Source organism: Pseudomonas faucium, from assembly GCF_021602585.1.
Taxonomy (GTDB): domain Bacteria; phylum Pseudomonadota; class Gammaproteobacteria; order Pseudomonadales; family Pseudomonadaceae; genus Aquipseudomonas; species Aquipseudomonas faucium.
Genome location: NZ_BQIP01000043.1, coordinates 1 through 15,933, shown reverse-complemented (window position 1 = coordinate 15,933; position 15,933 = coordinate 1). Strand labels below are relative to the sequence as shown.

Below are 15,933 nucleotides of genomic sequence, written 5' to 3'. Positions count from 1 at the left end.
CGGTGATCATGTTCTTCACGTAGTCAGCGTGACCTGGGCAGTCAACGTGAGCGTAGTGACGAATGTTCGAGTTGTACTCGACGTGAGCGGTGTTGATGGTGATACCGCGCGCTTTTTCTTCCGGAGCTGAGTCGATCTTGTCGAACTCAACGACTGCCGAACCGAAAACTTCGGAGCAGACGCGAGTCAGAGCTGCGGTCAGAGTGGTCTTACCGTGGTCAACGTGGCCGATAGTGCCGACGTTAACGTGGGGAAGGGAACGATCAAATTTTTCTTTAGCCACGACAGTGAACCTCTTGCCTAAAGGGGATTAGCCTTGTTTTTTAACGAGTGCTTCGACGATGTTCGACGGAGCTTCGGCGTATTTGGAGAATTCCATGGAGTAGCTTGCGCGACCCTGAGACATGGAACGAACGTCGGTTGCGTAACCGAACATCTCTCCGAGCGGCACCTCAGCAGTGATTACCTTGCCGGACACCGAGTCTTCATTACCCTGGATCATCCCACGACGACGGCTCAGGTCACCCATCACGTCACCCAGGTATTCTTCCGGGGTTACAACTTCGACCTTCATGATCGGTTCGAGGACCACGCCACCGCCCTTCTGGGCCAGTTGCTTGGTTGCCATCGAAGCAGCGATTTTGAACGCCATTTCGTTCGAGTCGACGTCGTGGTACGAACCGTCGAATACGGTAGCCTTCAGGCCGATCAGCGGATAGCCGGCGACAACGCCATTCTTCATCTGCTCTTCGATACCCTTCTGGATCGGGGCGATGAATTCCTTAGGAATCACGCCACCAACGACTTCGTTGGTGAACACCAGACCTTCGGTGATGTTGCCCTTCTCGTCGACTTCCGGCTCCGAGAAACGGATCCAGCAGTGACCGAACTGACCACGACCGCCCGACTGACGAACGAACTTGCCTTCGATCTCGACGTTGGACTTGGTGATCTTCTCGCGGTACGAAACCTGCGGCTTGCCGACGTTGGCTTCGACGTTGAACTCGCGCTTCATGCGGTCAACGAGGATGTCCAGGTGCAGCTCACCCATACCGGAGATGATGGTCTGGCCGGTTTCTTCGTCGGTCTTGACGCGGAACGACGGGTCTTCCTGGGCCAGCTTGCCCAGCGCGATACCCATCTTCTCCTGGTCAGCCTTGGTTTTCGGCTCTACGGAGAGCGAAATCACAGGCTCCGGGAAGTCCATACGCTCGAGGATGATCGGCTTGTCGGCGTTGCACAGGGTGTCACCGGTGGTGACGTCCTTCATGCCGATCAGAGCAGCGATGTCGCCTGCACGTACTTCCTTGATTTCTTCACGCTGGTTGGCGTGCATCTGCACCATACGACCAACGCGCTCTTTCTTGCCCTTGACCGAGTTGATGACGGAGTCACCGGAACTCAGGAAGCCCGAGTAGACGCGGACGAAGGTCAGAGTACCAACGAACGGGTCGGTGGCAATCTTGAACGCCAGAGCCGAGAACGGCTCGTTGTCGTCAGCAGGACGCTCGTCGTACTGTTCTGGCTTGACTTCGTCCTTCGGCACGTCGATCAGGTCAGGGTGGATACCCTTGATCGCCGGGATCTCGGTCGGAGCAGGCAGGAAGTCGATGACGGCGTCGAGAACCAGGGGAACACCCTTGTTCTTGAACGACGAACCGCAGACAGCCGGAACGATCTCGCTGGCCAGGGTGCGCGCGCGCAGACCTGCCTTGATCTCTTCGACGGTCAGCTCACCTTCTTCAAGGTACTTGTTCATCAGCTCTTCGTTGGCTTCGGCAGCAGCTTCCACCATGTTCGCGTGCCATTCTTCGGCCAGCTCGAGCATGTCCGCAGGAATTTCTTCCTCGCGGTAGGTGGTGCCTTTGTCGTCGTCGTTCCAGTAGATAGCCTTCATCTTGATCAGGTCGACCTGACCCTGGAAGTTATCTTCCGAACCGATGGCCAGCTGAACAGGAACCGGGGTGTGACCCAGACGGTTCTTGATCTGACCCACGACGCGCAGGAAGTTTGCACCGGCACGGTCCATCTTGTTCACGTAGACAACACGTGGAACGCCGTACTTGTTGGCCTGACGCCATACGGTTTCGGACTGCGGCTCAACGCCGGAGGTACCGCAGAACACAACGACCGCGCCGTCGAGTACGCGCAGCGAACGCTCTACTTCAATGGTGAAGTCAACGTGGCCGGGGGTATCGATGACGTTTACGCGGTAGTTGTCGTACTGACCACGGGAACCTTTCCAGAAGGTGGTAACGGCAGCGGAGGTAATGGTGATACCGCGCTCCTGCTCCTGCACCATCCAATCGGTGGTCGCGGCGCCGTCATGCACCTCGCCCATCTTGTGGCTCAGACCTGTGTAGAACAGGATCCGCTCGGTAGTGGTGGTCTTGCCCGCGTCAACGTGGGCACAGATACCAATGTTACGGTAGCGGTTAATTGCTGTAGTACGAGCCATAAAGCCCTCGCAAAATGATTGATGCTTGAATTAGAAGCGGTAGTGCGAGAACGCTTTGTTGGCTTCAGCCATACGGTGAACGTCTTCACGCTTCTTGACTGCAGCACCTTTGCCTTCGGCAGCATCCAGCAGCTCGCCAGCCAGGCGCAGGGCCATCGACTTCTCGCCGCGCTTGCGGGCGTAGTCTACGAGCCAGCGCATTGCCAGAGCGTTACGACGGGATGGACGAACTTCAACCGGGACCTGGTAAGTGGCACCGCCTACACGGCGGGACTTTACTTCGACCAGCGGAGCGATGGCGTCGAGAGCTTTCTCGAAGATTTCCAGGGGGTCGCTGTTCTTGCGCTCTTTGACCTTGTCCAGTGCACCGTAAACGATGCGCTCGGCCACGGCCTTTTTGCCGCTTTCCATCACGTGGTTCATGAACTTGGCGAGGATTTGGGATCCGTATTTAGGATCGTCCAGAATCTCACGTTTTGCTGCTACACGACGTCTTGGCATGATAAGCCCTCAAACGGTCTTCAGGTTAGCCCGGGACGTGGGTCTTCGACCCCTGCCCGACCTTACTCTTATCGACTCAAAAAAATGGATGTCTGCAAACGGCCGATTACTTCGGACGCTTGGTACCGTACTTCGAACGACCCTGGTTACGGCCTTTGACGCCCGAAGTATCCAGAGAGCCGCGAACGGTGTGGTAACGAACACCTGGCAAGTCTTTTACACGGCCGCCACGGATCAGGACGACGCTGTGCTCTTGCAGGTTGTGGCCTTCACCGCCGATGTACGAGGAAACCTCGAAACCGTTGGTCAGACGCACACGGCATACTTTACGCAGTGCCGAGTTAGGTTTTTTCGGCGTGGTGGTGTACACGCGGGTGCACACGCCACGACGTTGCGGGCAGTTCTGCAGCGCAGGAACGTCGGACTTTTCGACCGAACGCTTACGCGGCTGACGTACCAGCTGGTTGATAGTTGCCATCTACTAGCTCCACTGATTGTCTTGCGACTCTATTGTCTTGCAAGAAAGCCAAAAATTGGCGAGACGGAGCCTCACCAAATTTAAGGGTACAAAAGTCTAAAGAGGATCTTGCACCCAGTCAAGACAAGGCCCCGGCCCTCCCCGTCCGATCATCGGTAACATTGGATGTCACCGATGACCGCACGTGGCGTGCCGGGGCCCTGCCCTGTACTTAGTTACCGCTGGAGTTCAGCGCTTCGGTCAGTGCGGCTTCCACCTCACTGGCGCTCACACGCAGCGGCTTGTCGGCATCACGGCGACGCTTGCGCTCGCTGTGGTAGGCCAGACCGGTACCCGCCGGGATCAGACGACCCACGACCACGTTCTCCTTCAGGCCGCGCAGGTAGTCGCGCTTGCCGGTTACCGCCGCTTCGGTCAGTACGCGGGTGGTTTCCTGGAAGGAAGCCGCGGAGATGAACGACTCGGTCGACAGCGAGGCCTTGGTGATACCCAGCAGCACTCGGGTGAACTTGGAGATGAACTTGTCCTCGCCGGCGAGACGCTCGTTCTCTACCAGTACGTGGGTCAGTTCCATCTGGTCGCCCTTGATGAAGCTGGAATCGCCCGACTCGGAGATCTCGACCTTGCGCAGCATCTGACGCAGGATGGTCTCGATGTGCTTGTCGTTGATCTTAACGCCTTGCAGACGGTAAACGTCCTGGATCTCGTTGACGATGTACTTCGCCAGCGCGCTCACACCCAGCAGACGCAGGATGTCGTGCGGATCGCTCGGGCCGTCGGAGATAACTTCGCCGCGGTTTACCTGTTCGCCTTCGAAGACGTTCAGGTGGCGCCACTTCGGAATCAGCTCTTCGTACGGATCGCTACCGTCGGTCGGGGTAATGACCAGGCGACGCTTGCCCTTGGTCTCTTTACCGAACGCGATGGTGCCGCTGACTTCAGCCAGAATCGAGGCTTCTTTCGGACGGCGCGCTTCGAACAGGTCGGCAACGCGTGGCAGACCACCGGTGATGTCACGGGTCTTCGACGTTTCTTGCGGGATACGCGCGATAACGTCACCAACGCCGATTTGTGCACCGTCAGCCACACCCACCAAGGCGTTCGCCGGCAGGAAGTACTGGGCAGGTACGTCGGTACCTGGCAGGTACAGGTCCTTGCCATTGGCGTCGACCATCTTGATTGCCGGACGGATTTCCTTGCCTGCGGCAGGGCGATCCTTGACGTCCAGAACCTCGATGTTGGTCAGGCCGGTCAGTTCGTCGGTCTGGCGCTTGATGGTGATGTTTTCTTCCATGCCCACGAAGGTCACGGTACCTTTGAGCTCGGTAACGATCGGGTGGGTGTGCGGGTCCCACTTGGCGACGATTGCGCCAGCTTCGACCTTGTCACCTTCCTTGACCGAAATCACCGCACCGTAAGGCAGCTTGTAGCGCTCACGCTCACGGCCGAACTCGTCGGCAATGGCCAGCTCGCCGGAACGCGAAACAGCAACCAGGTTGCCATCGGCACGCTCGACCTGCTTCAGGTTGTGCAGACGTACCATACCGCCGTTCTTCACCTGGACGCTGTCGGCAGCCGAAGTACGGCTTGCAGCACCACCGATGTGGAACGTACGCATGGTCAGCTGGGTACCCGGCTCACCGATCGACTGTGCAGCGATAACGCCAACAGCTTCACCGATGTTCACCTGGTGACCACGCGCCAGGTCACGACCGTAGCACTTGGCACAGATACCGTAGCGGGTTTCGCAGTTGATCGGCGAACGCACGACTACTTCGTCGATGCTGTTCAGCTCGATGAACTCGACCCACTGCTCGTCGACCAGGGTACCGGCCGGAACGATGACGTCCTCGGTGCCTGGCTTGAACACGTCACGGGCGATGACACGACCCAGTACACGCTCACCCAGCGGCTCTACAACGTCGCCGCCTTCGATGTGCGGGGTCATGACCAGGCCCTGGTCGGTGCCGCAGTCGATCTCGGTCACGACCAGATCCTGGGCAACGTCTACCAGACGACGGGTCAGGTAACCGGAGTTCGCAGTCTTCAGTGCGGTATCCGCCAGACCTTTACGAGCACCGTGGGTCGAGATGAAGTACTGGAGTACGCTCAGACCTTCACGGAAGTTCGCGGTGATCGGCGTCTCGATGATCGAGCCGTCCGGCTTGGCCATCAGGCCACGCATACCGGCCAGCTGACGGATCTGGGCTGCGGAACCCCGCGCACCCGAGTCAGCCATCATGTACATCGAGTTGAAGGACTCTTGCTCGACTTCCTTGCCCTCGCGGTCGATGACCTTCTCTTTCGAGAGGTTGGCCATCATCGCCTTGGACACTTCGTCGTTCGCCTTCGACCACAAGTCGATGACCTTGTTGTACTTCTCGCCCTGGGTTACCAGGCCGGAGGCGTACTGGCTCTCGATTTCCTTCACTTCATCGGTGGCGCTGTTGATGATGCGCGCTTTCTCATCCGGGATGACAAAGTCGTTCACACCAATGGACACGCCAGAGATGGTGGAGTAGGCGAAACCGGTGTACATCAACTGGTCGGCGAAGATGACGGTCTCTTTCAGACCAACCACGCGGTAGCACTGGTTGATCAGCTTGGAGATCGCCTTTTTCTTCATCGGCTGGTTGACCACGTCGTACGGCAGGCCTGCCGGTACAACCTGGAACAGCAGCGCACGGCCGACGGTGGTGTCGACGATACGGGTGTTCTTGGTGACGCTGCCATCACGGTCGTTCACGGTCTCGTTGATACGGACCTTGATTTTCGCGTGCAGGGCGGCTTCGCCGGCGCGGAATACGCGGTCGACTTCCTGCAGGTCGGCGAATACGCGACCTTCGCCCTTGGCGTTGATGGCCTCACGGGTCATGTAGTACAGACCCAGTACAACGTCCTGCGACGGAACGATGATTGGCTCACCGTTGGCTGGCGACAGAATGTTGTTGGTCGACATCATCAGCGCGCGCGCTTCGAGCTGAGCTTCCAGGGTCAGCGGCACGTGAACGGCCATCTGGTCACCGTCGAAGTCGGCGTTGTACGCGGCGCAGACCAGCGGGTGCAGCTGGATGGCCTTGCCTTCGATCAGCACCGGCTCGAACGCCTGGATACCCAGACGGTGCAGGGTCGGCGCACGGTTGAGCAGTACGGGGTGTTCGCGAATCACTTCGGCGAGAACGTCCCACACCTCTGGCAGCTCGCGCTCGACCATCTTCTTGGCAGCCTTGATGGTGGTCGCCAGACCACGCATTTCCAGCTTGCCGAAAATGAACGGCTTGAACAGCTCGAGGGCCATCTTCTTCGGCAGACCGCACTGGTGCAGACGCAGGGTCGGGCCTACGGTAATTACCGAACGGCCGGAGTAGTCCACGCGCTTGCCGAGCAAGTTCTGACGGAAGCGACCTTGCTTACCTTTGATCATGTCGGCCAGGGACTTCAGCGGACGCTTGTTCGAGCCAGTGATGGCGCGACCGCGACGGCCGTTGTCCAGCAGGGCGTCGACCGCTTCCTGCAGCATGCGCTTTTCGTTGCGCACGATGATGTCCGGCGCCGACAGATCGAGCAGGCGCTTCAGACGGTTGTTACGGTTGATCACCCGACGATACAGGTCGTTCAGGTCGGAGGTCGCGAAGCGGCCGCCATCCAGCGGTACCAGCGGACGCAGGTCCGGCGGCAGTACTGGCAGGACGGTCAGGACCATCCACTCAGGCAGGTTGCCCGAGCCCTGGAAAGCTTCCATCAGCTTCAGGCGCTTGGACAGCTTCTTGATCTTGGTTTCCGAGTTGGTCTGCGGAATCTCTTCGCGCAGGCGGCCGATCTCGTGCTCCAGGTCGATAGCGTGCAGCAGTTCGCGGACAGCCTCGGCACCCATGCGGGCGTCGAAGTCGTCACCGAACTCTTCCAGCGCTTCGAAGTACTGCTCGTCGTTCAGCAGCTGGCCCTTTTCCAGGGTGGTCATGCCCGGGTCGATAACGACGTAGCTCTCGAAGTAGAGCACGCGCTCGATATCACGCAGGGTCATGTCCATCAGCAGGCCGATACGGGACGGCAGCGACTTCAGGAACCAGATGTGGGCAACCGGCGAGGCCAGTTCGATGTGCGCCATGCGCTCACGACGAACCTTGGCCAGGGCAACTTCTACGCCGCACTTCTCGCAGATCACGCCGCGGTGCTTGAGGCGCTTGTACTTGCCGCACAGGCACTCGTAGTCCTTGACTGGGCCAAAGATCTTGGCGCAGAACAGGCCGTCACGCTCAGGTTTGAACGTACGGTAGTTGATGGTTTCCGGCTTCTTAACTTCACCGAACGACCACGAACGGATCATTTCAGGCGACGCCAGACCGATGCGGATGGCGTCGAACTCTTCGACTTGACCCTGGTTTTTCAGCAAATTCAGTAGGTCTTTCAAGGCCTTTCCTCCTGGCGGAGCAGGGAGCGGGCATTACCTGCCCCACTCCCCTTCGCGTCACGTGTTATTCGGTTTCCAGATCGATATCGATACCGAGCGAACGGATCTCTTTGATCAACACGTTGAAGGACTCGGGCATGCCCGGCTCCATACGGTGATCGCCATCCACGATGTTCTTGTACATCTTGGTACGGCCGTTCACGTCGTCCGACTTCACTGTGAGCATTTCTTGCAGGGTGTATGCCGCGCCGTATGCTTCCAGCGCCCACACTTCCATCTCCCCGAAACGCTGACCACCGAACTGCGCCTTACCACCCAGCGGCTGCTGGGTAACCAGGCTGTAGGAACCAGTGGAACGCGCGTGCATCTTGTCGTCCACCAAGTGGTTCAGCTTGAGCATGTACATGTAACCAACGGTCACAGGACGCTCGAACTTGTTGCCGGTACGGCCATCGAACAGCACCATCTGGCCGCTTTCTGGCAGGTCTGCCAGTTTCAGCATGGCCTTGATCTCGCGCTCCTTGGCACCGTCGAAGACCGGAGTTGCCATTGGCACGCCTTTCTTCAGGTTGTTCGCCAGGGCGAGGATCTCTTCGTCGGTGAACTCTTCCAGGTTCTCCTGACGACCACCGATCTCGTTGTAGATCTCGGTGAGGAAGCCACGCAGTTCAGCGGCCTTGCGCTGCTCTTCGATCATGCGGTCGATTTTCTCGCCCAGGCCCTTGGCCGCAAGGCCAAGGTGGGTTTCGAGAATCTGCCCGACGTTCATACGCGAAGGTACGCCCAGCGGGTTCAGTACGACGTCGACCGGAGTACCGTTGGCGTCGTGCGGCATGTCTTCGACCGGCATGATCACCGAGACGACACCCTTGTTACCGTGACGACCGGCCATCTTGTCACCCGGTTGGATGCGACGGCGGATTGCCAGGTAGACCTTGACGATCTTCAGTACGCCTGGAGCCAGGTCATCGCCTTGCTGCAGCTTGCGCTTCTTGTCTTCGAACTTGTCGTCCAGCAGACGGCGACGATCGACGATGTACTGCTGAGCCTTTTCCAGCTGCTCGTTCAGTGCATCTTCGGCCATGCGCAGTTTGAACCACTGGCCGTGCTCCAGACCGTCCAGCACTTCGTCAGTGATCACGGTGCCTTTCTTCAGGCCCGCGCCACCGTCGACCACCTGGCCGTTCAGGGCGCTACGCAGACGCTCGAAGGTTGCGCCTTCGACGATGCGGAACTCTTCGTTGAGGTCCTTGCGGATCTCGTCCAGCTGCATCTTCTCGATGGCCAGGGCGCGGCTGTCACGCTCGACGCCATCACGGGTGAAGACCTGTACGTCGATGACGGTACCCTTGGTGCCGGTTGGCACGCGCAGGGAGGTGTCCTTAACGTCGCTGGCCTTCTCGCCGAAGATCGCGCGCAGCAGTTTTTCTTCCGGAGTCAGCTGGGTTTCGCCTTTTGGCGTGACCTTGCCGACCAGGATGTCGCCAGCGCCAACTTCAGCACCTACGTAGACGATACCGGCTTCGTCCAGCTTGTTCAGTGCGGCTTCACCCACGTTCGGGATGTCCGCAGTGATTTCCTCTGGGCCAAGCTTGGTGTCACGCGCCACACAGGTCAGTTCCTGGATGTGGATGGTGGTGAAGCGGTCTTCCTGAACCACACGCTCGGACAGGCAGATGGAGTCTTCGAAGTTGAAGCCGTTCCACGCCATGAACGCGATGCGCATGTTCTGACCCAGTGCCAGTTCACCCATGTCGGTGGACGGGCCGTCGGCCATGATGTCACTGCGCTGAACCTTGTCACCCTTGCTCACCAGCGGACGCTGGTTGATGCAGGTGTTCTGGTTGGAACGGGTGTACTTGGTCAGGTTGTAGATGTCTACACCGGCTTCGCCAGTCTCGACTTCGTCGTCATTGACGCGAACCACGATACGGCTGGCATCGACCGAGTCGATCACACCACCGCGGCGAGCAACCACGCAGACACCGGAGTCACGGGCAACGTTGCGCTCCATGCCGGTACCGACCAGCGGCTTGTCAGCGCGCAGGGTGGGTACAGCCTGACGCTGCATGTTCGAACCCATGAGTGCACGGTTGGCGTCGTCGTGCTCGAGGAACGGAATCAACGAGGCAGCAACGGAAACAACCTGCTTCGGCGAAACGTCCATCAGGGTGACGTCTTCCGGCGCCTTGACGGTGAACTCGTTCAGGTGACGGACCGCTACCAGCTCGTCGATCAGCTGCTTCTTCTCGTTCATCGCGGCCGAAGCCTGGGCGATGACGTGATCGGCTTCTTCGATCGCCGACAGGAACACGATGTCGTCGCTGACCACGCCTTCCTTCACCACGCGGTACGGGCTTTCCAGGAAGCCGTACTGGTTGGTGCGGGCATAGGCTGCCAGGGAGTTGATCAGACCGATGTTCGGACCTTCAGGGGTCTCGATCGGGCACACACGGCCGTAGTGGGTCGGGTGTACGTCACGAACCTCGAAGCCCGCGCGCTCACGGGTCAGACCACCAGGGCCGAGTGCAGAGACGCGGCGCTTGTGGGTGATCTCGGAGAGCGGGTTGTTCTGGTCCATGAACTGCGAGAGCTGGCTGGAACCGAAGAACTCTTTCACCGCCGCCGCAACCGGCTTGGCGTTGATCAGGTCCTGCGGCATCAGGCCTTCGCTTTCGGCCATCGACAGACGCTCTTTGACCGCACGCTCGACACGCACCAGGCCAACGCGGAACTGGTTCTCGGCCATCTCGCCGACGCAACGCACGCGACGGTTACCCAGGTGGTCGATGTCGTCGACGATGCCTTTGCCGTTACGGATGTCGACCAAGGTCTTGAGGACCTCGACGATATCTTCCTTGCTCAGCACGCCCGAACCTTCGATCTCGGTACGACCGATACGACGGTTGAACTTCATGCGGCCAACGGCGGACAGGTCGTAACGCTCGGCGCTGAAGAACAGGTTGTTGAACAGGGTCTCGGCGGCGTCCTTGGTTGGCGGCTCGCCTGGACGCATCATGCGGTAGATCTCGACCAGCGCTTCCAGTTGGTTGCTGGTGGTGTCGATCTTCAGGGTATCGGAGATGAACGGACCGCAGTCGATGTCGTTGGTGTACAGGGTCTCGATGCGGACAACCTGAGCCTTGGCGATCTTGATCAGCAGCTCGGTGGTCAGCTCGGTGTTGCACTCGGCGAGGATTTCGCCGGTAGCCGGATGCACGATGGCCTTGGCAGTGGTGCGACCCAGGACGTATTCCATTGGAACGTCCAGCTGGTTGACACCGGCCTTCTCGAGCTGGTTGACGTGGCGCGCGGTAATACGGCGGCCCTGCTCGACGATGACCTTGCCGCTGCCATCATGGATGTCCATGACCGCAACTTCACCACGCAGACGCTGAGGTACCAGTTCCAGGCTGAGTTTCTCGCCGGAAATGTGGAACACGTTGGTGGTGTAGAAGGTGTTGAGTACTTCTTCGGTGCTGTAGCCCAGCGCGCGCAGCAGTACCGAGGCCGGCAGCTTGCGGCGACGGTCGATACGCACGAACACGCAGTCCTTCGGGTCGAACTCGAAGTCCAACCAGGAACCGCGGTACGGAATGATGCGAGCGGAGTACAGCAGTTTGCCCGAGCTGTGGGTCTTGCCACGGTCGTGGTCGAAGAACACACCAGGCGAACGGTGCAGCTGGGAAACGATTACACGCTCGGTACCGTTGATTACGAAGGTACCGTTCTCAGTCATCAGGGGGATTTCACCCATGTAGACTTCTTGCTCTTTGATGTCCTTGATCGCTTTGTTCGACGATTCCTTGTCGAAGATGATCAGGCGCACCTTGACCCGCAGTGGGACCGCGAAGGTCACGCCACGCAGGACACATTCCTTCACATCGAAGGCTGGTTCGCCCAGGCGATAGCCTACGTACTCCAGGGCAGCATTGCCGGAGTAGCTGATGATCGGGAATACCGACTTGAAGGCCGCGTGCAGGCCGACGTCGCGGAACTGATCCTTGGATGCTCCCGCTTGCAGGAATTCGCGATACGAATCCAGCTGGATGGCCAGGAGGTAAGGCACATCCATGACGTCCGGCAACTTGCTAAAGTCCTTGCGGATACGTTTTTTCTCAGTGTATGAGTAAGCCATCAGCGTTCCCCAGCTTGGTCACCTGCTTGTTTGGCTTCTCCCGGCGGGAGCAGCCAGAAAATCGTGCAAACCCCTTGGTTTGCGCCACCCACATGGGTGTCTTGCAGCTTGTTATCGGGGCCGGCCTGGCCGACCGCCAATAACGGAAAAAGGCCGGTGGCATAAGCCACCAGCCATCAGCCTTCGCTCAACGCTCCGGCTGGAGTCGCAAGGTCGAGATTACTTCAGCTCGACTTTAGCGCCTGCTTCTTCCAGCTTCTTCTTAGCGTCTTCAGCGGCTTCTTTCGAAACGCCTTCAGCTACGACCTGAGGAGCGCCGTCGACTTTCTCTTTGGCTTCTTTCAGGCCCAGACCGGTCAGCTCGCGAACGGCTTTAATCACGTTCACTTTCTTCTCGCCGGCTTCAACCAGAACAACGTTGAACTCGGTCTGCTCTTCAACAACGGCAGCAGCAGCAGCTGGGCCAGCAGCGGCAACAGCAGCGGTAACGCCGAAGGTTTCTTCCATTGCTTTGATCAGCTCAACAACTTCCAGAACGGTTTTCTGGCCGATTGCTTCGATGATTTGCTCGTTAGTCAGGGACATGACTTAAATCCTGTATTGGGGTGACAGCCTACGCAGCCATCAAATTAAACATATGATTTTGAAAGAGGTTACGCGGCCTTAGGCAGCAGCAGCTTCTTTCTGGTCGCGAACGGCCGCCAGAGTACGAGCCAGCTTGCTGGTAGCGCCTTGAATAACGCTCATCAGACGTGCGATAGCTTCGTCACGGGTCGGCAAGGTAGCCAGTACATCGATCTGGTTGGCGGCAATGAAATTGCCGTCAAACGCAGCTGCCTTGATCTCGAACTTGTCCTGACCCTTGGCGAACTCTTTGAACAGACGAGCAGCAGCGCCCGGGTGTTCGTTGGAGAAAGCAATCAGGGTCGGGCCTTTGAACGCGTCGCTGAGGACCGAAAACTCGGTGCCTTCAACTGCACGCTTGAGCAGGGTGTTACGTACGACACGTACGTATACGCCAGCTTCGCGGGCCTCTTTACGGAGTCCGGTCATTGCGCTTACAGTCACACCACGGGCATCAGCCACGACAGCGGACAGAGCGACTTTGGCAGCCTCGTTGACTTCAGCGACGATGGCCTTCTTGTCTTCGAGTTTAATTGCCACGGGTTTACTCCTGGTTTTTACCGTTTCATCTGGCCGAAGCCGGATGTCGTTTTGGTGTCTGATTCGGTAACGAATCGGGAGCACCATCTGCGTAGGCTTGTAGTTTAAGGCTTGCGCCGCCTACGGTCTTGGATAGCCCCCGCCAGGCAGGGACCCCAATTTTTGCTGGCGGCGCGACGAATCGCGCCACCATGGTCTTACGCGTTCAGCGAGCTCTGGTCGATGACCAGACCTGGGCCCATGGTGGTGCTCAGGGTAACGCGCTTGACGTAGATACCTTTCGAGGAAGCCGGCTTGATACGCTTCAGATCAGCGATCAGGGCTTCAACGTTTTCCTTCAGCTTGCCAGCTTCGAAGCCGACCTTGCCAACGGAGGTGTGGATGATACCGTTTTTGTCGGTACGGTAGCGAACCTGACCAGCCTTGGCGTTTTTGACAGCGCCGGCTACGTCTGGAGTCACGGTACCCACTTTCGGGTTAGGCATCAGGCCGCGAGGACCCAGAACCTGACCCAGCTGACCTACAACGCGCATGGCATCAGGCGATGCGATGACGACGTCATAGTTCAGGTCGCCGCCTTTCATTTCGGCAGCCAGATCGTCCATACCTACGCGGTCAGCGCCGGCAGCCAGAGCGGCTTCAGCAGCTGGACCCTGGGTGAAGACAGCAACACGTACGGTCTTGCCAGTGCCGTGTGGCAGCACGGTAGCGCTACGAACGACCTGGTCGGATTTACGTGGGTCAACGCCGAGGTTGACGGCAACGTCGAAGGATTCGCTGAACTTCACGGTGGACAGCTCAGCCAGCAGCACGGCTGCTTCTTCGAAGTTGTAAACTTTGCCAGCTTCGATTTTCGAAGCGATGGCCTTTTGGCGCTTGGTCAGCTTAGCCATTACACACCCTCCACGTTCAGGCCCATGCTGCGGGCAGAGCCAGCGATGGTGCGTACAGCAGCGTCCAGGTCAGCAGCGGTCAGATCAGCCTGTTTAGCTTTGGCGATGTCTTCCAGCTGAGCGCGGGTAACGGTACCGACTTTAACGGTGTTCGGGCGAGCCGAACCACTGGTCAGGCCAGCAGCTTTCTTCAGCAGAACCGAGGCAGGGGTGCTCTTGGTCTCGAAAGTGAAGCTACGGTCGCTGTAGACAGTGATGATCACAGGAGTCGGCAGGCCGGCTTCTTGACCCTGAGTACGGGCGTTGAAGGCCTTGCAGAATTCCATGATGTTCACACCATGTTGACCCAGTGCTGGACCAACGGGTGGGCTTGGGTTGGCCTGGCCGGCCTTAACTTGCAGCTTGATGTAAGCCTGAATCTTCTTAGCCATGAGCTACTCCAATATCGGGTACGAACGCCAGATGGCTCCCCGGATTACTTGCGTTTTATCCCAGTGACGACAAAACCCCGCAGCACACAGGGCTGCGGGGTATGGGATGCTGCGTCCGCCTAGACCTTTTCGACCTGGCTGAACTCGAGCTCCACCGGAGTAGAGCGACCGAAAATGAGCACCGCCACCTGGAGGCGACTCTTTTCGTAGTTAACTTCTTCGACACTACCATTGAAGTCAGCGAACGGACCGTCAATAACACGAACCACTTCACCTGGCTCGAACAGCGTCTTGGGCTTCGGCTTGTCACTGCCGTCGGCTACGCGACGCAGGATAGCTTCCGCTTCTTTATCGGTAATCGGTGCAGGCTTGTCTGCAGTACCACCGATAAAGCCCATCACACGAGGGGTGTCCTTGACCAAGTGCCAAGTCCCTTCGTTCATCTCCATCTGGACCAGTACATAGCCAGGGAAGAATTTACGCTCACTCTTGCGCTTCTGGCCGTTGCGCATTTCGACGACTTCTTCGGTCGGGACCAGGATCTCGCCGAAACCGTCTTCCATGCCAGCCAGCTTGACGCGCTCGATCAGGGAGCGCATTACATGCTTCTCGTAACCCGAGTAAGCATGCACAACATACCAACGCTTAGCCACGGGACACCTTTAGCCAACGATCAGGGAGACCGCCCAGCCGAGCAGGGAATCGAGACCCCACAGCAGCAGTGCCATAACCAGCACGACAGCCACGACAATCAGCGTGGTCTGGGTGGTTTCCTGGCGGGTCGGCCACACGACTTTACGGATCTCAGTACGAGCTTCCTTCGCCAGCGCAAAGAACGACTTACCCTTCGCAGTCTGCAGGGCAACAAAGCCAGCGACAGCAGCCAGGGCGAGCAGTGCGAGAACGCGGTACAGGATTGGGGAGGCGGAGTAATATTGATTACCCACGACACCAACAACAACCAAAGCCACTACAGCCAGCCACTTGAACAGATCAAAACGCGATTCTTGGGCTTCAGTTTTGGGAGTCATCGGGGAGGATCCTGTAAGAAGAAAGCCAATCACACTGAGGTGAATGGCAGGTCAGGAGGGAATCGAACCCCCAACCTACGGTTTTGGAGACCGTCGCTCTGCCAATTGAGCTACTGACCTGTAACGCTGTATCAGGCCGGCCATTATACCGGCCTGATCAATTAAATCAACTACTTATTCAATAATTTTTGCTACGACGCCGGCGCCGACGGTACGACCGCCTTCACGGATAGCGAAGCGCAGACCGTCTTCCATTGCGATGGTCTTGATCAGGGTGACAGTCATCTGAATGTTGTCACCCGGCATTACCATTTCAACGCCTTCCGGCAGTTCGCAGTTACCGGTCACGTCAGTGGTACGGAAGTAGAACTGAGGACGGTAGCCTTTGAAGAACGGAGTGTGACGGCCGCCTTCTTCCTTCGACAGGA

Annotated in this window: 14 protein-coding genes and 1 tRNA gene; all 15 read right to left on the bottom strand. The window is 58.3% G+C overall.

Annotation, left to right across the window (positions count from 1 at the left end; all coding sequences use genetic code 11):
- The coding region (locus L6D75_RS26675) for a GTP-binding protein (protein WP_236193940.1) at window positions 1–283 on the bottom strand (283 nt) is incomplete at its 3' end.
- Between the two features lie 27 nt (window positions 284–310).
- Window positions 311–2,458, bottom strand: coding sequence for an elongation factor G (gene fusA, locus L6D75_RS26670; protein ID WP_176518107.1), 2,148 nt, complete (start codon window positions 2,456–2,458; stop codon window positions 311–313).
- Between the two features lie 30 nt (window positions 2,459–2,488).
- The gene (gene rpsG, locus L6D75_RS26665) at window positions 2,489–2,959 is read right to left on the bottom strand and encodes a 30S ribosomal protein S7 (RefSeq protein WP_008089143.1); all 471 of its coding nucleotides are present in this window, start codon (window positions 2,957–2,959) and stop codon (window positions 2,489–2,491) included.
- A 106-nt stretch (window positions 2,960–3,065) separates the two neighbouring features.
- Window positions 3,066–3,437 (bottom strand): 30S ribosomal protein S12, encoded by a 372-nt coding sequence (rpsL, locus tag L6D75_RS26660; RefSeq protein ID WP_003255492.1) that lies wholly within the window; start codon window positions 3,435–3,437, stop codon window positions 3,066–3,068.
- Window positions 3,438–3,648: 211 nt separating this feature from the next.
- Window positions 3,649–7,848, bottom strand: a complete 4,200-nt coding sequence (gene rpoC, locus L6D75_RS26655; RefSeq protein WP_176518108.1) for a DNA-directed RNA polymerase subunit beta' — start codon at window positions 7,846–7,848, stop codon at window positions 3,649–3,651.
- A 64-nt stretch (window positions 7,849–7,912) separates the two neighbouring features.
- Window positions 7,913–11,986, bottom strand: a complete 4,074-nt coding sequence (rpoB, locus tag L6D75_RS26650; protein ID WP_176518109.1) for a DNA-directed RNA polymerase subunit beta — start codon at window positions 11,984–11,986, stop codon at window positions 7,913–7,915.
- Window positions 11,986–12,156 (bottom strand): hypothetical protein, encoded by a 171-nt coding sequence (locus tag L6D75_RS26645; protein ID WP_176518110.1) that lies wholly within the window; start codon window positions 12,154–12,156, stop codon window positions 11,986–11,988. Before L6D75_RS26645 ends, rpoB begins: the two co-directional genes overlap by 1 nt.
- Window positions 12,157–12,205: 49 nt before the next feature.
- Window positions 12,206–12,571, bottom strand: coding sequence for a 50S ribosomal protein L7/L12 (gene rplL, locus L6D75_RS26640; protein ID WP_007957596.1), 366 nt, complete (start codon window positions 12,569–12,571; stop codon window positions 12,206–12,208).
- 78 nt (window positions 12,572–12,649) lie between these two features.
- A complete protein-coding gene (gene rplJ, locus L6D75_RS26635) occupies window positions 12,650–13,150 on the bottom strand; it encodes a 50S ribosomal protein L10 (protein WP_176518111.1) in 501 nt (166 codons plus the stop codon).
- 197 nt (window positions 13,151–13,347) lie between these two features.
- Window positions 13,348–14,043, bottom strand: a complete 696-nt coding sequence (gene rplA, locus L6D75_RS26630; protein ID WP_176518112.1) for a 50S ribosomal protein L1 — start codon at window positions 14,041–14,043, stop codon at window positions 13,348–13,350.
- On the bottom strand, window positions 14,043–14,474 hold the full coding sequence (rplK, locus tag L6D75_RS26625; protein ID WP_003255500.1) for a 50S ribosomal protein L11: 432 nt from the start codon (window positions 14,472–14,474) through the stop codon (window positions 14,043–14,045). Before rplK ends, rplA begins: the two co-directional genes overlap by 1 nt.
- 119 nt (window positions 14,475–14,593) lie before the next feature.
- The gene (gene nusG, locus L6D75_RS26620) at window positions 14,594–15,127 is read right to left on the bottom strand and encodes a transcription termination/antitermination protein NusG (RefSeq protein ID WP_003255501.1); all 534 of its coding nucleotides are present in this window, start codon (window positions 15,125–15,127) and stop codon (window positions 14,594–14,596) included.
- A 9-nt stretch (window positions 15,128–15,136) separates the two neighbouring features.
- A complete protein-coding gene (gene secE / locus L6D75_RS26615) occupies window positions 15,137–15,505 on the bottom strand; it encodes a preprotein translocase subunit SecE (RefSeq protein WP_008089117.1) in 369 nt (122 codons plus the stop codon).
- A gap of 44 nt (window positions 15,506–15,549) precedes the next feature.
- Window positions 15,550–15,625: transfer RNA gene (locus L6D75_RS26610), tRNA-Trp, on the bottom strand.
- A gap of 54 nt (window positions 15,626–15,679) precedes the next feature.
- The coding region (locus L6D75_RS26605) for an EF-Tu C-terminal domain-related protein (RefSeq protein WP_456239202.1) at window positions 15,680–15,933 on the bottom strand (254 nt) is incomplete at its 5' end.